We start from the raw sequence: 17,518 nt of genomic DNA, 5'->3' as shown, positions 1-17,518 counted from the left end.
GCCCCGCGCACCTGGACAGCATGGAGCTGACCACCCGACCCGGACGCCGCACCCGCCTGATCCTCGCGCTGATCGCCGCCGGCCTGCTGCTGATCCTGGCGGGTGTCGGCGTGTACGGGCTGCTGGCCGGCCCCCGCCGCGACGCCCCGCCCGCCCCGGCCCCGAGCACCTCTTCCACACCGAACCCGTCCGAGACATTCCCGACGGCGGACGAGCCCGCCGCCGTGCGGCTCACCCATAACCCAGAGCAGTTCGCTCGGTCGGTCGCGGCCACCCTGTTCACCTGGGACGCCGGAGCCGGCTACGGGCCGCTGGACATCGCCGACGTCCTGCTCGAGGTCGTCGAGACCAGCACCGGGGAGCAGAACGGCCTCGCCTCGGACATCACCGGCTACCTGCCGACGAGTTCCGCCTGGGCGCAACTGCGCGGCTACGCCACCCGGCAGAGCCTGACTATCGACAGCATCGGCGTGCCGGATGGGTGGGCGGACGCACTCGCGCAGGCCCGGCCCGGCCAACTGCTACCGGGCACCACCGCGTTCACGATCGACGCGACCCGGCACCGCACCGGCATCTGGAACGGGCAGCAGATCACCTCCGAACATCCGGTGTCGTTCACCGTGTTCATCGTCTGCTCCCCACCGGCGCCGGAGTTCTCCACCGGGCCGTGCCGGCTGCTGCGGCTCTCGCAGCTCGACAACCCGCTGCGGTGATCGGCGTGAAGAAGCTCGCCCTCGCCCTCGCGCTGCTGATCTTCCTCGGCCCGTCGCCGGCGCTGCTGGCCGTCGGGCTACTGGTCAACCCGGCCATGCAGGCCGCGGCATGCCTGCCCGGCTCCCTGACGGTCGGTGCCATCCCGGAGGAGCTGACCGCGACCGCGGCGGACGGCACCTCGATCACGCTGACCCGAACGCAGCTGACCCATGCGGCCACGATCATCACGGTCGGCGGGCGCACCAGTGGCGTTGGCGCGCCGGGCGTCGTCATCGCGTTGATGGCTGCCCTGACCGAATCGCGGCTGCGGATGCTCGCCAACACCGGCACCTATCCCGAGTCCGGCGACTACCCGAACGACGGGAACGGCGCCGACCACGACAGCCTCGGGCTGTTCCAGATGCGACCCGCCTCCGGCTGGGGAACCGTCGCGGAACTGATGGACCCCGACTACCAGGCGCGCGCGTTCTACGGCGGACCTGACGGCCCCAACTACCCGAGCCCGCGCGGGCTGCTCGACATCCCCGGCTGGCAGCAGATGGACCCCGGCGAGGCTGCGCAAGCGGTCGAGGTTAGCGCCTACCCCGACCGCTATCAGAACTACCGGCCGGTGGCCGAGACGATCCTGCGCGTCCTGACCACCCCGCCACGCGGAGGAGGCGGAGGCTCGGCCACCCCGATCGTGCCGGAGACCACCAGGATTGTGTTTCCGCTGCCGACCGGAACCTGGGTGAGATCCGACCCGTTCGGGATGCGCATCCACCCCATCACCGGTGAGCGGTCGATGCACACGGGGACCGACCTCGCCGCCGCGGACGGCACCCCGATCTTCGCGATCGCCGACGGCGTGGTCACCCACGCCGGACCATCCGGCGGCTACGGCAACCTCATCGTCATCGAGCACACGGTCGGAGGGCAACGGGTGGCGTCCGCCTACGCGCACATGTGGGCCAACGCCATCTACGTCACCGATGGGCAGACCGTGACGGCCGGACAGCACATCGGCGACGTCGGCTCCTCCGGGCAGTCCACCGGAGCCCACCTGCACTTCGAGATCCGCGAAGGCGGGTCGAACGCCGCTGCCGTTGATTCCGAGCCGTGGCTGGCCGAACATGGCGCGCTCGACCTGGACGCCGCCAGCACCTCTGCATGTCGCCCTGGCGCGGGGGTGGCCTGATGGACGTGTTCCCCGACTTCGGCGCCACCGGGGGCGCGACGGAACTGCGTCAGGTCATCGGAGCCCTGCTGATGTTCGTGCTCATCATCGCCGTGCTGATGCTCATCGTCTGCGCGATCACCTGGGCGCTGGCGTCCTCACACGGCAACTATCAGACAGCCACCCGCGCACGGACGGGACTGCTCGTCGCGCTCGGCACCGCCGTGCTCGCCGGCGCCGGCGTCGCGTGGCTGAACTGGCTGATCACCCTCGGCTCCGGTCTCTGACGCCCCCGCGGGACGGCCCGCGCACCTGACTCGCGAGAACCCATCCCTCGCGAACGTCAAGGAGCCCACCGTGATCGACATCGACCCCAACGGCACCGGCCTGCCCGGTATCGAGCAGCTGCGCACCATCGTCGGCGCGATCATGACCGTGGGCCTGATCCTCAGCGTCCTGGCCCTGATCGTCTCGGCGATCATCTGGGGCTTCGGCGCGAACAGCAGCAACCCCCACCTCGCCAGCCGCGGCAAGGTCGGCGTCCTGGTCAGCTGCGGCGCGGCGATCATCTGCGGCGCGAGCGTCACCCTCATCAACTTCTTCTGGAACGTGGGCCAGAGCGTATGACGGGCCGCCCGAGCGCGCACCGGGAGCGCCGCCCATGAGCGTGTGCGACATCCCCGTGATCTCCGGCGTCTGCGACGCCGTCGGCGAAGGCGTCGCCTCCCTGGTCGCCGCGCCGTTCGACTGGCTCGCGCAGGCAATGGGCGCCGCCGCGGGATGGCTGTTCGAGGCCGTGTGGTCCGTGTTCGACACCACGACCCTCGTCGACGTCACCGGCGCCGAGTACGTCGGCGTCTACAACCTGCTGTTCGGCGTCGCCATCTTCGTGATGCTCATCTTCTTCTGCCTCCAGCTCATCACCGGCCTGATCCGCCGCGACCCCGGCGCGTTGCCCCGTGCCGCGCTGGGGCTGGCGAAATCCGTGCTCGGCTCCTTCGTCGTCCTCACCCTGACCGGGACGCTGCTGGAAATCACCGACCAGTTGTGCATCGGCATCGTCCAAGCCACCGGCAACTCGATGGAAGACATGGGCGACAAGATCGCCCTCCTCGGCGGGGCGCTGGCCGGCATCAACATCGCCGCCCCCGGCGTCGGCGCGATCATCACGATCTTCTTGGCAGGGCTTGCGATCTCCGCCGCCGCGATCGTGTGGTTCTCCCTGCTCGTGCGCAAAGCGCTGCTGCTGGTCGCGATCGTATTCGCCCCGGTCGCCCTGGCCGGCGCGTCATGGGATGCGACCCGCGGCTGGTTCGGCAAGTGGGCGACGTTCGTGATCGCCCTGATCCTGTCCAAACTCGTCCTCGTCGTCGTCTTCCTCGTCGCCGTCGCCCAGGTCTCCCAACCAATCGACCTCGACCTCGCCTCCATCAGCGACCCGATCGCCGGCGTCGTCCTCATGCTCGTCGCCGCGTTCGCGCCGTACATGACCTACAAGTTCATCTCCTTCGTCGGGTTCGACATGTACCACGCGATGTCGGCCGAACAGGAGGCCAAGTCCGCCATGAACCGGCCCGTGCCGGTCCCGAGCGGGGGCGGTAACGGCGCGTCCCCGAAGAAGATCCTCGACGGCGGCGACGCCCCCTCTGGTGGCGGCCGGCCTGCGGCCCCCACCGGGGCACCCCCGAGCGGGACCGGGGGTGGCAGCGCATCAGCGGGTGGAGCGGGCGCCGGCGCACAGGCTGGAGCCGCCGCTCCCGCTGGTGGCGCCGCCGCCTCGGGCGGAGGCGCCGGCGCGGGTGCTGCGGGCGGTGGTGCGGCCGCGGCGGGTGGCGGCGCGGCCGCTGCAGGTCCGATCGGCGCGGCCGTCGTTGTCGGCGCGAAGGTCGCAGGAGCCGCCGCGACTGCCGGACCCAAGGCCGGCAACGCCGTCGCCGCCGCAGTCGGTGGGCACGCAGACGCCGCCGAGCCGACCGCGCCCACCCCGGCCGCACCGCCGAGCAGCCCGCCGTCCGCTCCGGCGCGGCCGGCCGCGCCGGCATCGCCGCCGCCACGGCAGCCCGACCCGCCGGCCCGTCCGCAGCCCCCGGCGAAGAAGGAGTAGGTCATGGCATCTCGCACCCGAGGCGGCCATCGAGACGAACCCGAGCTGCACCCCGTGAAGTTCAGCCGGCTCACCCGCCGCGGCGTGCTGCTGGGCCTGTCGCTGTCGCAACTGCTCGTCCTCGCCGTCGCGGCGCTGTCGATCGTCGTCGCCCTCTACATGGGCGGCGGCATCCTGCTGGCCTACGCCGCCCCGATCTGCCTGCTCTGCGCCGTGCTGGCCTGGGTGCCTGCCGGCGGCCGGAAGCTCATCGAGTGGGTGCCGATCGCGTTGCGCTGGGTCTGGCGGACCACGGGCGGGCAACTGCTGTTCCGCGCCCGGATCGTCAAGCCTCGCCCGGCCGGCACGCTCGCTCTGCCCGGCGACGCCGCGGCGCTGCGAGAGTACCTCGACCCGGCGACTGACGCCGCGATGATCCACGACCCGCACGCCCAGACCCTGACGGCGGTGCTGACCGTAACCCATCCCGCGTTCGTGCTGCTGGACCCCAGCGAGCAGGAGCGCCGCGTCACGGGCTGGGGTCGGGTGCTGGCGACCTGCTGCCGGTCGGGACGGCTCGCGCGCGTGCAAGTGTTGGAGCGCACGCTGCCCGACTCCGGCAGCGGCCTGGCCGAGTGGTGGTCCGAGCACGGCCGCGCCGACGGCTCGTGGACCTCGACCGTGTACGCCGAGCTCATCGACCGCGCCGGCCCCGCCGGGGAGCTGCACGCCACGACGCTCTCGGTCGCGCTCGACATGCGCGCCGCAGCCCGCGCGATCCGCACCGCTGGCGGCGGGATGAGGGGCGCCGCCGCCGTGCTGCGCCAGGAAATGACCACCCTGTCCGCTGCGTTGCGCGCCGCGGACCTGACCCCTTCGGAGTGGGCCGGCCCCGGCGAGATCGCCGTCATGCTGCGCTCGGCGTATGACCCAGCCGTCGCGGCGACCCTGGAACGGCACCGCGACCTCGGCCGCAACCTCGCCACAGCCGGCCCCGTCGCACTCACCGAGAGCTGGCAGCACCTGCGCTCAGACTCCGCTTTCCACGCGGTGCTGTGGATCACCGAATGGCCCCGGTCGCTGGTGTATCCGGGGTTCCTCGCCCCGATCCTGCTGTCCTCGGGCGTGCGGCGCGCGTTCTCGCTGATCGCCACCCCGATCCGCTCCGACCAGGCCGCCCGCGACATCCGCAAGAAGAAGACCGAGTACATCAGCGACGCACACCAGCGTCAGCGGATCGGCCAGATCGAGGATGCGCAGCAGTCCGCCGAGTTCGAGGATGTCCTCCAGCAGGAAGCGGACCTAACCAGCGGCCACGGCATCCTGCGCTACACGGGCCTGATCGCCGTGTCCGCGCCGACCCTCGACGAGCTGGAGGGCGCCGTGTCCGCCCTCGAGCAGGCAGCGATCCAGGCGTCGTGCGAGACGCGCCGCCTGGTCGGGCAGCAGGCGGCCGCGTTCGCCGCCGCCGCACTGCCGCTGTGCCGCACCGTCTGACCGGCCCCGCGCACCTGTCTTCCGACAGCCCATCCACCGGAGGACAACGCCATGCCGACTCTGACCGACCCGCTCGCGGACGCCAAGGAGAGCGCCGTCGCGCTGCGTGGCCTCGCGCACGCCACGCGGGACATGCCGCCGACCAGCACCTACCCGGTCCTCGGCGAGCTGATCGCCGGCACCCGGTCGCTGCGGCAGGTGCTCGACCAGCTCACCCGCAGCCACGTCGACGCCCATGAGCTCGCCCGCACCGACGACGGCGACCCGTTCCTCGGCCGGGTCTACGCGCTCGCCGCCGCCGACGCACTCAACCTCGCCGCGAACGCGCTCGACGAGGTGCAGGTGCGGCTCGACCTGGCTTCGCAGCACGCCTCCCGGATCGCCTGGCAGCCCGCCGGCGTCGACCTGGCCGGGATCGCCGTCGACGGCCCGACCCGCGCGCCGGAGGCGGCGCCACGGTGGGTGAGCGTCGTGTTCCTCCAGGGCGAGGAGGCCGACGAGGTGCTGACCCTCATCGACCGGGACGGACCCGACGCGGCCGTCGCGCACCTGGCCCAGTGGGACTACGGGCGGGAGACGACCGACGCAGCCCTGGTCAACGGGTACGTCTACGACGCCCCGCCCGTCGGGGCGCTGGACCGCTCGGTCACGGTCGCCGAGTACACGCTGACCTACAACCCGACCCTCGGGCACGTCAGCCTGCTGCGAACGCATGACGCCCCGCCGGACCCGGCGCTCGCCGAGCCCGCGCCGGTCGTGCCGGCCGGGCGGACGCGGCCCGCCGACCCGCGCCTGTTCGGTGCTGCCGCGCAGAGCGCACGGCCCGGTCAGGGCCTCGCGCTGTGACCGGTCAGGATGACGGACGCCTGCACACCAGCGTGCTCGTCTCGCCGCAGAACGAGCGCCGCAAGCACCGCAAGGCCCGCGCGCGGGCCGCAGCGGAGCTGCTCGCCGAGCAACAGCGCGCCCGCAAGCTGCAGGCGCACCAGCGGTGGGAGGCCGAGCGTACCGAACGCCGACGCACCACCTACCTCCCGCCTGCCGGGGAGGCCGGCCCGGCGGCGCTGCGCACCCCCGGCCGGTTGCGGCTGCCGCGCCACCAGGACACTTCGGCGACGCTGGCCGGGGCGTACCCGTTCCTCGCCGAAGGCGGCCTCGGCTCCGCCGGTGTCTTCGTCGGGCAGGATCTCTACTCCGGCGGCAGTTTCGTCTACGACCCGTGGGTCTTATACGCGCGTGGCGTCATCACGGCCCCGAACATCGTCGTGGCCGGGATCGTTGGCTCGGGCAAGTCGTCCCTGGTGAAGTCCCTCTACACGAGGTCGATCGCGTTCGGACGTCGCGTGTACGTGCCGGGCGACCCCAAGGGAGAGCACACCGCGGTCGCCGAGGCTGTCGGCGGCAAGGCGATCGTGCTCGGGCACGGGCTGCGCAACCGGCTCAACCCGCTCGACGAGGGGCACCGGCCTTCCGACGTGTCCGACAGCGAATGGGCGACCCAGGTCGCCGCACGCCGCCGTGACCTGATCGGTGCGCTGACCGAGACGGTGCTGGACCGGCGGCTGACCCCGCTGGAGCACACCGCGATCGACATCGCCCTGGCCGACGCCGTGCGATCGGCCGAGACGCCGATCCTGCCGATGGTCGTGGACCGCATCCTGAACCCGGCTGCTGCTGACGACCCGGACGGACGTCTCGCCGAGGATGGACGTCTGGCCGGGCACGCGCTGCGCCGGCTCGTCGCCGGCGACCTCGCCGGGCTGTTCGACGGCCCCTCGACCGTCAGCTTCGACCCGTCGCTGCCGATGGTCAGCCTCGACCTATCCCGCGTCGCGGAGAACAGCACCCTGATCTCGGTGCTGATGACGTGCTCCTCGGCGTGGATGGAGGCCGCGCTGTTGGACCCGAACGGCGGGCAACGGTGGGTGATCTACGACGAGGCATGGCGGCTCATGTCCCATGCCCCGCTGCTGCGCCGCATGGACGCACAATGGCGGCTCGCCCGTCACTACGGCATCGCAAATGCGCTCGTGTTCCACAAGCTCACCGACCTGGACAACGTAGGCGACAGCGGCTCGGCGATGCGCGCCCTGGCCTCCTCGCTGCTCGCCAATGCGGAGACGAGGATTATCTACCGCCAGGAGAGCGACCAACTCGGCGTCACCGGCGAGATCCTCGGGCTGACCGGCACCGAGCAGAAACTGCTGCCCACCCTCGGCACCGGGCAAGGGCTCTGGCGAGTCAAGGATCACTCCTACGTCACGCAGCATCAGCTGCACCCGGCCGAGCTCGAACTGTTCAACACGGCCACCCGCATGACCGGGGAACCCCGTAAGTTCACGATTCCTGAAGTCGGTTGATGCAGGAACTCACGGCATGAGGGCCTGGTTCAGGGTATCTGGGGCCGTGAGTTCCGTGGCTTGTAGGGGGGTGATGGTTGTGTCGATGCGGACGGCAGGATCGGCGGGCTGTGCAAGACCGTGATCGGCGTGGGGCTCAGATACGTCAGCGCCTGCTGTATAGTCATCTCATGCTGACTATTGCTTCGCGGTTGGATGTGATGAACCGGCTGGGCCGGGCGATGGCCGACCCGACCCGGTCGCGGATTCTGATGACACTGCTGGACGGGCCGAGCTATCCGGCGGTGCTGTCGCGGAGTCTGGAACTGACCCGATCGAACGTGTCGAACCATCTGGCGTGTCTGCGGGACTGTGGGATCGTGGTGGCCGAGCCGGAGGGCCGCCAGACGCGTTACGAGATCGCCGACCCGCACCTGGCCGCCGCGCTGGATGCGCTGGTGGAGGTCACGCTGGCTGTGGACGAGAACGCGCCGTGCATCGACCCGGCGTGCTCGGTCGTCGGCTGCTGCGAGCCGGGAGCGATCGCGTGAGCACGATGACTGGCTCCCAGGTCGCGCAGCTCGACGATGACGACGATGACGACCGGCCGTGGTGGCGGAGTCCGAGCGTCCTGATCCCGATCGGCTCCGGTGTCGCGTTCGCCGCGGGGCTGGTGTGCGAGTGGACCGGCGCGGATCTCGCCGCCCTCGTGCTGTTCTGGATCGGCCTGCTGCTGGGCGCGTCCACGTTCGTGCCGGGTGCGCTGCGGAAGCTGTTCACGCGGGGCAAGCTCGGCATCGGGCTGCTGATGACGATCAGCGCGGTGGGCGCGGTGATTCTCGGCTATGTCGAGGAGGCCGCGGCGCTGGCGTTCCTGTACTCCATCGCGGAGGCGCTGGAGGACAAGGCGATGGACCGCGCCCGCGCGGGCCTGCGGGCGCTGCTGAAGCTGGTGCCCGAGACGGCGCTGGTCAAGCGAGGTGACGCCACGGCCGAGGTCGAGGCGAAGGAGCTGCGCGTCGGCGACCTGCTGGTGATTCGACCTGGCGAGCGGATCGCCACCGACGGGATCGTGCGGGTCGGGCGCAGCAGCCTGGACACGTCCGCGATCACCGGCGAGTCGATCCCGGTCGAGGTCGAGCCCGGCGACGCGGTATCGGCCGGGTCGATCAACACCTCCGGCGTGCTCGAGGTCGAGGCCACCGCGGACGGCACCGACAACTCCCTGACCACGATCGTGGAGCTGGTGGAGCAGGCCCAGGCCGAGAAGGGCGACCGCGCCCGCCTGGCCGACCGGATCGCTCGCCCCCTCGTGCCGGGCGTGATGATCCTCGCCGTGCTCGTGGCCCTGCTCGGGTCGCTGCTGACCGGCGATGTCGAACTGTGGATCACCCGCGCGCTGGTTGTGCTGGTCGCGGCGTCGCCGTGTGCGCTGGCGATCGCCGTTCCCGTGACCGTGGTCTCCGCGATCGGGGCGGCTTCCAAGTTCGGCGTCGTGGTGAAGTCCGGCGCCGCGTTCGAGCGGTTCGGCGGCATCCGGCACTTGGCCGTCGACAAGACCGGGACGCTGACCCGCAACGAGCCCACTGTGAGCCGCGTCGTCACCACCGACGTGGCCGAGGACGAGGTGCTCGCATGGGCGGCGAGCCTGGAGGCGCACAGCACGCACCCGCTGGCCGCCGCGATCACCAACGCCGTCCGGCAACCTCCGACCGCGCAGGAGGTCACGGAGACGGCAGGGCACGGCATCACCGGGACGCTGGGCGGTGCCCGGCTCGCCGTGGGAAGCCCCCGCTGGCTCGACGCCGGAACGCTGGCCGGCGAGGTCGAGGCGATGGAATCTGAGGGAATGACCGTCGTCATTGTCCACCGCGAGGGCGTGCCGGTGGGCGCCGTCGGGGTCCGGGACGAGTTGCGCCCCGAAGTCCCGGAGGTGATCGCGACGCTCCTCAAGCGAGGAGTGGGAGTGACGATGCTCACCGGCGACAACGCCCGCACCGCCGCCGCCCTGGCCGCACAAGCCGGCATCACCGATGTCCGCGCCGAGCTGCGCCCCGAGGACAAGGCCACCGCCGTCGCCGCGCTGTCGAAGTCCCAGCCCACCGCCATGATCGGCGATGGCATCAACGACGCCCCCGCGCTGGCCGCCGCCGACCTGGGAATCGCGATGGGAGCCAAGGGAGCCGACGCGGCGATCGAATCCGCCGACGTCGCGTTCACCGGCCACGACCTGCGCCTCATCCCGCAGGCCCTCGCCCACGCACGCCGCGGCCGCAGCATCATCAACCAGAACGTGGTGCTCTCCATCCTCATCATCGCCGCCTTGCTGCCACTGGCGATCCTCGGAGTGCTTGGCCTGGCCGCCGTCGTCCTCGTCCACGAGATCGCCGAAGTCGTGGTCATCCTCAACGGTCTGCGGGCAGCCCGACGGCGGAAGGCATGAGTCGCCCTTTCGACCGCGGGATCGCCCCAGCGGCAACGAGTGCGACGGACACGGAGGCGACGATTCCCCGCCGCGCCGCGCCGCGCCGCGACGGGCCGCGTCCGGCCGCGCTGGTTCCTGCTCGCCTGCGCCCGCCGCGCCGGTCGATCAGGGCACCAAGACCATCGCGCAACTCAGCGAGCACGAGCGCTTCTCGCCGGTGGGCAACGTGCTCGGCCTGCAACTCGCGTTCAACCCCGGCACCGTCATGTCCCTCGGCACCAACGCGACCTGGATGCTCGTCGGGGGCGGCGCGATCGGGAACCTTCTCGACCGGCTCCTCGCCAGCTCGCCGCGCTCAACGTCGGCTCCTAGACCAGCACCCTCGCGCGCTGGCTCTCCCACGCTTGCGCGGCGACCTGCACCGCGTCCCACGGTGAGCCCAGCGGCGGCGTGTAGGAGAGGTCAAGGTCGGCGAACTGCTCGATAGTCAGCCCGGCGTAGAGGGCGGTGGCGAAGGTGTCGACGCGCTTGGCGACCTCGGTGCCGCGCCTGCCGACGAGTTGCGCGCCGAGCAGTCTCCCGTCGCCGGTGTCGCCGGTGATGCGGAAGTGGATCGGGTGCGCGCCGGGGTAGTAGCGCTTGTGGTCGTCCGCCGCAGAGCTCACCGTCGCGGGCGCGTACCCGGCGGCGATCGCCTCGTGGTCACGCAGGCCGGTGCGGGCAGCGATGAGGTCGAAGACCTTCACGACCTGGGTGCCGACCGAGCCGGCGAAGGCCCGGTCACCGCCGAGGGCGTTCTCCCCGGCGATGCGGCCCTGCTTGTGGCTCGTCGTGCCCAGCGGCAAGTAGGTCACCCCGAGCAGGCGGTGATGGGTGATGATGCCGTCCCCGGCGGCCCAGACGTGCGGGAGGCCGGTGCGCATGTGCTCGTCGACCACGACCCCGCGGCCCGCGCCGAGGCTCGCGCCGGCCTGCTCGAGCAGCTCGGTGTTCGGCCGCACCCCGACGACGACCAGCACGAGGTCCGCGGTCTGCGTGAACGGCTGCCCGTCGCGGGTGCCCGTGACGGTGAGCCCGGCTGGGGTCTTCTCGATCCCGGTCACGGTCGAGCCGGTGACCACCTCGACGCCGTGGGTCGTGAGTTCCTCGTGGACGAAGGCGCCGAGCTCGGGGTCGAGGGTGGAGAGCACTTCGGGGCCGCGCTGGAGCTGGACGACGGTCATGCCGCGGGCGATGAACGCCTCGGCCATCTCCAGGCCGACGTAGCCGGCGCCGACGATGATCGCCGACTGCGGCTGCCGGGCGGTGAGGTCGTGATCGAGGGCGAAGGTGTCGCCCATCGAGTGGATGACATGCACCCCGTCCGCCGGGGTCAGCACCTCCAGGCCGGTGATGCCGGCGTGGGACGGGAGGGCGCCGGTGCCGACGATCAGCTCGTCGTAGGCCAGCTCCTCGAACGCGCCGTCCGGGGTGCGGACGGTGAGCCGGCGACCTGCGACGTCGATGCCCGTGGCGAAGGTGTTCAGCCGCAAGCTCATGCCGGTGGCTTCCAGGTCGGCGCTGGTGCGGTGCGCGAGCGACTGCCAGGGCTGCACTTCGCCGGTGAAGTAGTAGGGGATGCCGCAGATGGAGAAGTTCGGGTACTCGTCTGCGACCACGACGGTCACGTCGGTGTCAGGGTCGAGCTCGCGGGCGCGCAGGGCGGCGGAGATGCCGGCGTCGGAGCCGCCGATGGCGATCAGGTGGGTCATGGCTGGGCCTTTCGATTCGGGAAGAGCAGGAGCACGAGGCCAACGCCGGCGGCGGCGCCGACGAGCTGGGCGGCGAGGAACCACAGTGCGGAGGTCGGGGCGATGCCGGCGAAGGTGTCGGTGAAGATCCGGCCGATGGTCACGGCGGGGTTGGCGAAGGAGGTCGAGGAGGTGAACCAGTACGCGGCGCCGATGTAGGCGCCGACCGCGGGGGCGACCACGGCGCTGCGGCCGGTGCGGGCCAAGGCGAAGATCAGCAGCACCAACCCGGCGGTGGCGACGACTTCGCCGAGCAGGTGGCCCGCCGAGAGGCGATCGGTCGTGGACACCGCCGTCGGCGCCTGGAACATGAGGTTCGCGAGGATCGCGCCGCCGATGCCGCCGGTGACCTGCGCGACGAGGTAGACCACGATCTCGGAGGGAGCGTGGCGGGTGCCGAGGAAGCGGTCGGCGAGGGTGACGACGGGGTTGAGGTGCGCGCCGCTGACGGGTTGGAAGATCAGGATGAGCACCGTCAGCCCGAGCGCCGTCGCCAGCGAGTTCTCCAGCAGCTGCAGCCCGACGTCGTCTGGCGAGAGACGCTGGGCGGCGATGCCGGAGCCGACCACGACGGTCACCAGCAGGCCGGCGCCGAGGAACTCGGCGACCGCGCGCCGCCACAACGGGGCGGGGGCGGATGTCGTGCTCTTTTCGTGGGTCACCTTGACGACGATACATTGCTCAGTCACTATTGAGGTAATGAACATTGAGCGAACTGACCTGGCGGGGCGGGTGGCGCGATATGCGGCGCTGGCCGATCCGGTGCGGCTGCGGATCATGGACCTGCTCACCCTCGGCGATGCCGCCCCGGTCGAGCTGCAAGCCGAGCTCGGCGTCTCCTCCAGCCTGCTCGCGCACCACCTGAACCAGCTCGAGCACGCCGGGCTGTTGCTGCGGACGCGGTCGGAGGCCGACCGGCGCCGCACCTACCTCCACCTCGCCCCCGGCGCCTTCACGGGGCTGACCCCGTCGCCGGCCCTCGGCGTGCGGCGGGTGGTGTTCGTCTGCACCGGCAACTCCGCACGCTCGCAGCTCGCCGCCGCGCTCTGGCACGACGCCAGCGACATCCCGGTCGCCTCCGCCGGCACGCACCCGGCAGACGCCATCGAGCCGGGCGCGATCGCCGCCGCCGACCGGCACGGCCTCACTCTCCGTGCCGCCCGACCGCGGACGCTGGCCGAGGTGCTGGACGTCGACGACTTCGTGGTCACGGTCTGCGACACCGCCCACGAGGAACTCGCCGGCGAGGGCCGGGTGCATTGGTCGGTGCCCGACCCGGTGCGCGACGGATCGGATGCCGCATTCGATGCCGCCTTCGAGGACATCGCCGCCCGTATCCAGAGCCTTGCCCCGAGGCTGACCACGACGAAGGGATGACGACGATGTCACCGCACCAGGAACCGCACGCCACGATCACGATCGACCAGGAGGCAGCCCTCGCCTCCGGCGCGGAGCGGCTGACCCGGGAGTTCGACGGCACATTCGGGCGGGAGACGATCGACCGTTTCCTGCACGCCTCCTACACCGACCTCGCCCAGCGTGCGACCGTGCCGAACTACCTGCCGCTGCTGACCGAGAAGTTCGCCAGGCAACGCCTGCGCGCCCTCGCCAAAGTCGACGGGCTCCACGTCGACGGAAAGCCGACGGTGCTGTTCCTGTGCGTGCACAACGCCGGCCGCTCGCAGATGGCCCTCGGCTTCTTCCAGCACCACGCCGGCGAGCACGCCGTCGGCTGGTCCGGCGGCTCCGAACCCGGCCACGAGGTCAGCCCGGTCGCCGTCGAGGTGATGGCCGAGCGCGGCATCGACATCGCCGGCGAGTACCCCAAGCCCTGGACCGACGAGGTCGTGCGCGCCGCAGACGTGGTGATCACGATGGGCTGCGGCGACGCCTGCCCGGTGTTCCCCGGCAAACGCTACGAGGAATGGACCCTGCCCGACCCCGCCGGATGGACCCCGGAGGGCGTCCGGCCGGTGCGCGACGAGATCGAGGCTCGCGTCCTGAACCTGCTCGCCGAGCTCGGCGTCCCCGCGAGAACCTAGACCGCAGTACCCGCGGGGGCACGTCCGAGCTGGATCACCTGCGGCGCTGCGGGTGCGCAGCAGGCGCCGCCCTTGGCTCCGGTCGGGTCGTCGAACAGTCCCGCGCCGCCGCACACGCCCGTGCCCGGCAGCACCAGCTCGCTCCGGGCCGCAGCCTCGTGGTCACCGGCGAGCTCGGCGACGACGCTGCGAACCTGCTCGTACCCAGTGAGGGCGAGGAAGGTCGGGGCGCGGCCGTAGGACTTGGCCCCCACGATGAAGAGGCCCGGCTCGGGCTGGGCCAGGTCCACAGCGCCGGTGGCGCGCACCGAACCACAAGAGTGGATGTTCGGGTCGATGTCCGCCGCGATCCGCACCGGCGCCTGCAACCGGGCATCCAGCTCCAGCCGCACCTCGGACAGGATCGACAGATCCGGCCGGAACCCGGTCAGCACCACCACCCGATCCGCGGGCTCGAGCACGCGCCCGTCCTCGGCAACCAGCACCGCACCCTGATCGGCGGTGTCGATCCGCTCGATACGGAACCCGGTCACCAGGCTCACGAGGCCCTGGTCGACCGCGGTGCGAGCGCGCTGGCCGAGTGCGCCACGCTCGGGAAGCTCGTCCGCCTCCCCGCCGCCGAACGTGTCGCCGACCGTCCCGCGGCGCAGCACCCAGGTGATCCGAGGGTCCGGGTGCTGGCGGGCGATGCGGGCCAGCTCGGTGATCGCCGTCGCCGCGGAGTGCCCATTGCCGACCACCACCGTGTGCCGCCCCGCATACGGCTCGGCGTCGGCGAACGACGGAATCCGATACGTGAGGAATCCGGCCGCGGCGGTCTCGCCGAGCGCAGGCAGCCCGTCGGCACCGGCAGGATTCGGGCTCGTCCAGGTGCCCGAGGCGTCGATCACCGCCTGCGCCTCGATCCGCGACTGCGAGCCGTCGGCCTCCTCGACGTGAATCACGAACGGCTGCTCGGCGCGCCCGGCATCCACCAGCAGGTCACGTCCCTTGCGACCGACGCCGGTGACCCTTGCGCCGTAGCGGACGCGATCCCCAAGAACCTGCGCGAGGGGCGCGAGGTATCCGGTGATCCAGGCGCCGCCGGTCGGATACCCCCGCTCGGGTCGCTGCCACCCGGAAGGCTCGAGCAGCCGAGCCGCGGCGGAGTCGACGAGCTCGGGCCACTCCGAGAACAGCCGCACATGCCCCCACTCCGCCACCGCCGCCGCGGGACCCGCGCCCCTCTCCAGCACCAGCGGTTCCAGGCCGCGCTCCCGCAGATGCGCTGCGGCGGCCAGCCCCTGCGGTCCCGCGCCGATCACCACGACAGGAAGATCCACCACCCACTCCTCACATCGACTAACATCAATACATCGAGAATCCTCGATACATCGACAGATGTCAATACGACTGGGAGGATGAGCACCGTGACCATCGCGCTCCCGCTCCTCACCGAAGACGGCACCGCGTGCTGCGGCACTGTGGCCGGTGGCGCGCTCGAATCGGAGCAGGCCGAACGGATCGCCCGCCTGTTCAAGGCTCTCGGCGACCCCACCCGGGTCAAGCTCCTGTCCCTGATCGGCGGCAGCGACACCGGGGAGATGTGCATCTGCGACCTCACCGACCCCGTCGGCCTTGCCCAGCCCACCGTCTCGCACCACATGAAGCAGCTCGTCGAAGCCGGCCTTGCCACCCGCGAGCAGCGCGGCAAGTGGGCCTACTTCCGCGTCGTCGACGGCGCCCTCCAGAACGCAGCCCGCACCCTCCTGCCCGAATGATCCGCGTCGGCATCCGTCCGATGACGCCCGCGGACTGGCCTGCCGTCGAGCACATCTACCGTGAAGGCATCGCCACCGGGCACGCCACGTTCGAGGCAGAGCCACCCGACTGGGATGGCTTCGACAGCGGCAAGCTCCCCGATCTGCGCCTCGTCGCCACAGACACCGACGGCCTCGTCGTGGGGTGGGCGGCCGCCAGCCCCGTGTCATCGCGGCCGGTGTACCGCGGCGTGGTCGAGCACTCGATCTACATCGCCGATGCCGCCCGTGAGCAAGGCGCCGGAGCCGCCCTCCTGGAAGCGTTCATCGCTGCCGCGGACACGGCCGGCATCTGGACCATCCAGTCGTCGATCTTCCCCGAGAACACCGCGAGTCTGCGCCTGCACGACCGCCACGGGTTCCGCACGGTGGGCACCCGCGAACGTATCGCGCTTATGGGTTACGGCCCGTTGGCTGGCACTTGGCGCGACACTGTGCTGATCGAGCGCCGTCGATCAGGCGACTGAGGTCAGTCCGGCCGGTGGCCGCTGAGGTCGGGGTCGAGGACGCCGAGGTAGCGGGCGACCGACTCGATGCCGATCCCGAACAGGTCGCTGATGCGGCGGACGTCGCCGCCGCTGGCCTGGACTTCGTGCAGGACGCGGTCGGTGCGCAGCGTCTGCGCGGAGATGCCGGCCTTGAGCCAGGGGAACTGCCGGCTCGGGGCGCTGAGCCGTGGCGCGGTCTGCATCGTGACGAACAGGTGCGGGTTCATCGTGCGCGGCCATCTCGTTGCTCGGTGGTCGAGCCAGGTCCGCAGCCGGGCTCGCACCGGCTCGGCCAGCGGGATCACGCGCCCGTCAGGCAGGGTGAGCCGGCCGTCGATGATGTCGGTGAGCTGCAGCGCACGAATCTGGAGGTTGGTCAGGCCGTGGAAGGCGACGATCGAGGTGGCGAGGGCGACCGCTGGATCTGAGTGGTTCAGGGCGGCGAGGATCGTCTCGGTGTCGGCCGGCAGCGGTGTGCTGCGGCGCGGCTCGGTCAGGGGCATGCCGGTCGTCGGGTCGGCGAAGATCGCATTGCGTCCCTTGAGGATGCCGAACAGGGCACGGAATCCGCGCTCGGCCCAGTGCCGCTTACCTGCGTCGGCGGGCAGGGAGTCGAGCAGCAGCTCGGGGCTGATCTCGGCGAGCGACTCGATGCCGTCTTCGGCCCAGGCGGTGACGATCGGGGCGATGCCGAGGATCTGAATCTTCACCGTGGCCGGGTCGCGGGGCTTCCGCCGCGGTGGGATAGGACTGCCGTGGATCATGATGTCGAACCAGAGCTCGAGCTGGGTCCGCATCGCCGGCGGGAGGCCGGCGAACTTGCCGTCGAAGTAGCGGTCGATGTGCGGGGTGCGGTCGTCGATGAGCAGGCCGGCGGCGTCGAGGACATCGAGGGTGGAGACGATGTTGCCCTCGGCGTCATAGCGGCGCAGCCGGATCACTTCGGTGGCGCGGACCATCGTCGTGCCGTCGGGGGCGAGGATCTGGAGCATCTTCAAGGAGCGACGGACCTGATTGGTCTGCCGGTTCGACCAGCCGAACTGCCGGGCGTGCTCGAACACGATCCCGTCGGTGCGGTAGCTCCAGTCCCGGGCCTGCGCGGTCGCCCGCTGCCGGAGCACCTCGGGGTCCGGTGCGAGCTCGAACAGCGCCGGCTGCTCCCAGACGCTCGCTTCGGGCCGCGTC

The 17,518-nt window shown here is 71.3% G+C and carries 18 protein-coding genes; 14 read left to right on the top strand and 4 right to left on the bottom strand.

Annotated elements, in window-relative coordinates:
* Positions 1-20: 20 nt before the first annotated feature.
* From P8R59_RS18740 to P8R59_RS18695, 10 genes are all read left to right on the top strand, one after another.
* On the top strand, positions 21-713 hold the full coding sequence (locus P8R59_RS18740; protein ID WP_211294560.1) for a hypothetical protein: 693 nt from the start codon (positions 21-23) through the stop codon (positions 711-713).
* A 5-nt stretch (positions 714-718) separates the two neighbouring features.
* A complete protein-coding gene (locus P8R59_RS18735) occupies positions 719-1,891 on the top strand; it encodes a M23 family metallopeptidase (RefSeq protein WP_245861741.1) in 1,173 nt (390 codons plus the stop codon).
* The gene (locus P8R59_RS18730) at positions 1,891-2,157 is read left to right on the top strand and encodes a DUF6112 family protein (protein ID WP_100345897.1); all 267 of its coding nucleotides are present in this window, start codon (positions 1,891-1,893) and stop codon (positions 2,155-2,157) included. Before P8R59_RS18735 ends, P8R59_RS18730 begins: the two co-directional genes overlap by 1 nt.
* Positions 2,158-2,227: 70 nt before the next feature.
* Positions 2,228-2,497, top strand: a complete 270-nt coding sequence (locus P8R59_RS18725) for a DUF6112 family protein (RefSeq protein WP_045249057.1) — start codon at positions 2,228-2,230, stop codon at positions 2,495-2,497.
* Positions 2,498-2,531: 34 nt separating this feature from the next.
* Positions 2,532-3,974, top strand: coding sequence for a conjugal transfer protein TrbL (locus tag P8R59_RS18720; protein WP_150447140.1), 1,443 nt, complete (start codon positions 2,532-2,534; stop codon positions 3,972-3,974).
* A gap of 3 nt (positions 3,975-3,977) precedes the next feature.
* A complete protein-coding gene (locus P8R59_RS18715; protein ID WP_100345595.1) occupies positions 3,978-5,450 on the top strand; it encodes an SCO6880 family protein in 1,473 nt (490 codons plus the stop codon).
* Between the two features lie 51 nt (positions 5,451-5,501).
* Positions 5,502-6,296 carry a hypothetical protein gene (locus P8R59_RS18710; RefSeq protein WP_100345594.1) on the top strand — a complete coding sequence of 265 codons (795 nt, stop codon included), beginning with the start codon at positions 5,502-5,504 and terminating at the stop codon, positions 6,294-6,296.
* Positions 6,297-6,328: 32 nt separating this feature from the next.
* Positions 6,329-7,810, top strand: coding sequence for an ATP-binding protein (locus tag P8R59_RS18705; protein ID WP_431606869.1), 1,482 nt, complete (start codon positions 6,329-6,331; stop codon positions 7,808-7,810).
* Between the two features lie 170 nt (positions 7,811-7,980).
* Positions 7,981-8,340 carry a Cd(II)/Pb(II)-sensing metalloregulatory transcriptional regulator CmtR gene (gene cmtR, locus P8R59_RS18700; RefSeq protein ID WP_100345896.1) on the top strand — a complete coding sequence of 120 codons (360 nt, stop codon included), beginning with the start codon at positions 7,981-7,983 and terminating at the stop codon, positions 8,338-8,340.
* Positions 8,341-8,345: 5 nt separating this feature from the next.
* Positions 8,346-10,232, top strand: a complete 1,887-nt coding sequence (locus P8R59_RS18695; RefSeq protein ID WP_100345895.1) for a heavy metal translocating P-type ATPase — start codon at positions 8,346-8,348, stop codon at positions 10,230-10,232.
* Between the two features lie 350 nt (positions 10,233-10,582).
* Here P8R59_RS18695 and P8R59_RS18690 read toward each other — a convergent pair whose 3' ends face one another.
* Positions 10,583-11,965, bottom strand: coding sequence for an FAD-dependent oxidoreductase (locus P8R59_RS18690; RefSeq protein WP_100345592.1), 1,383 nt, complete (start codon positions 11,963-11,965; stop codon positions 10,583-10,585).
* Entirely contained in the window at positions 11,962-12,666 is a 705-nt protein-coding gene (locus P8R59_RS18685; protein WP_245861740.1) for an aquaporin, read from the bottom strand. The genes P8R59_RS18690 and P8R59_RS18685 overlap by 4 nt, the downstream gene beginning before the upstream one ends.
* A 37-nt stretch (positions 12,667-12,703) precedes the next feature.
* Here P8R59_RS18685 and P8R59_RS18680 point away from each other — a divergent pair, with 37 nt between their 5' ends.
* Together P8R59_RS18680 and P8R59_RS18675 are read left to right on the top strand one after the other, a co-directional pair.
* On the top strand, positions 12,704-13,381 hold the full coding sequence (locus P8R59_RS18680) for an ArsR family transcriptional regulator (protein WP_100345591.1): 678 nt from the start codon (positions 12,704-12,706) through the stop codon (positions 13,379-13,381).
* A gap of 5 nt (positions 13,382-13,386) precedes the next feature.
* Positions 13,387-14,046, top strand: a complete 660-nt coding sequence (locus P8R59_RS18675; RefSeq protein ID WP_205547920.1) for an arsenate reductase ArsC — start codon at positions 13,387-13,389, stop codon at positions 14,044-14,046.
* Here P8R59_RS18675 and P8R59_RS18670 read toward each other — a convergent pair.
* Positions 14,043-15,371, bottom strand: coding sequence for an NAD(P)-binding domain-containing protein (locus P8R59_RS18670; protein ID WP_431606868.1), 1,329 nt, complete (start codon positions 15,369-15,371; stop codon positions 14,043-14,045). The two genes, P8R59_RS18675 and P8R59_RS18670, sit on opposite strands and share 4 nt — an antisense overlap.
* A gap of 75 nt (positions 15,372-15,446) precedes the next feature.
* Here P8R59_RS18670 and P8R59_RS18665 point away from each other — a divergent pair, with 75 nt between their 5' ends.
* Positions 15,447-15,806, top strand: a complete 360-nt coding sequence (locus P8R59_RS18665; protein WP_278102266.1) for an ArsR/SmtB family transcription factor — start codon at positions 15,447-15,449, stop codon at positions 15,804-15,806.
* Positions 15,803-16,312 carry a GNAT family N-acetyltransferase gene (locus P8R59_RS18660; RefSeq protein WP_100345587.1) on the top strand — a complete coding sequence of 170 codons (510 nt, stop codon included), beginning with the start codon at positions 15,803-15,805 and terminating at the stop codon, positions 16,310-16,312. The genes P8R59_RS18665 and P8R59_RS18660 overlap by 4 nt, the downstream gene beginning before the upstream one ends.
* A 2-nt stretch (positions 16,313-16,314) precedes the next feature.
* On the opposite strand, the gene P8R59_RS18655 is transcribed toward P8R59_RS18660, so the two are convergent.
* Positions 16,315-17,454 (bottom strand): hypothetical protein, encoded by a 1,140-nt coding sequence (locus P8R59_RS18655; RefSeq protein ID WP_278102265.1) that lies wholly within the window; start codon positions 17,452-17,454, stop codon positions 16,315-16,317.
* Positions 17,455-17,518 lie beyond the last annotated feature (64 nt).

It is taken from the genome of Microbacterium proteolyticum (assembly GCF_029639405.1).
Classification (GTDB): domain Bacteria; phylum Actinomycetota; class Actinomycetes; order Actinomycetales; family Microbacteriaceae; genus Microbacterium.
Note: the sequence above shows the minus strand (reverse complement) of the source record. Positions and strands in the feature narration are given on the sequence as shown.

Bases quoted from the DNA above. Each gene is read 5' to 3' on its own strand.
- P8R59_RS18720 (WP_150447140.1), top strand. From the start codon at position 2,532: ATGAGCGTGTGCGACATCCCCGTGATCTCCGGCGTCTGCGACGCCGTC.
- P8R59_RS18665 (WP_278102266.1), top strand. From the start codon at position 15,447: ATGAGCACCGTGACCATCGCGCTCCCGCTCCTCACCGAAGACGGCACC.
- P8R59_RS18660 (WP_100345587.1), top strand. From the start codon at position 15,803: ATGATCCGCGTCGGCATCCGTCCGATGACGCCCGCGGACTGGCCTGCC.
- P8R59_RS18675 (WP_205547920.1), top strand. From the start codon at position 13,387: ATGTCACCGCACCAGGAACCGCACGCCACGATCACGATCGACCAGGAG.
- P8R59_RS18680 (WP_100345591.1), top strand. From the start codon at position 12,704: ATGAACATTGAGCGAACTGACCTGGCGGGGCGGGTGGCGCGATATGCG.
- P8R59_RS18715 (WP_100345595.1), top strand. From the start codon at position 3,978: ATGGCATCTCGCACCCGAGGCGGCCATCGAGACGAACCCGAGCTGCAC.
- P8R59_RS18710 (WP_100345594.1), top strand. From the start codon at position 5,502: ATGCCGACTCTGACCGACCCGCTCGCGGACGCCAAGGAGAGCGCCGTC.
- P8R59_RS18695 (WP_100345895.1), top strand. From the start codon at position 8,346: ATGACTGGCTCCCAGGTCGCGCAGCTCGACGATGACGACGATGACGAC.
- P8R59_RS18690 (WP_100345592.1), bottom strand. From the start codon at position 11,965: ATGACCCACCTGATCGCCATCGGCGGCTCCGACGCCGGCATCTCCGCC.
- P8R59_RS18740 (WP_211294560.1), top strand. From the start codon at position 21: ATGGAGCTGACCACCCGACCCGGACGCCGCACCCGCCTGATCCTCGCG.
- P8R59_RS18730 (WP_100345897.1), top strand. From the start codon at position 1,891: ATGGACGTGTTCCCCGACTTCGGCGCCACCGGGGGCGCGACGGAACTG.
- cmtR (WP_100345896.1), top strand. From the start codon at position 7,981: ATGCTGACTATTGCTTCGCGGTTGGATGTGATGAACCGGCTGGGCCGG.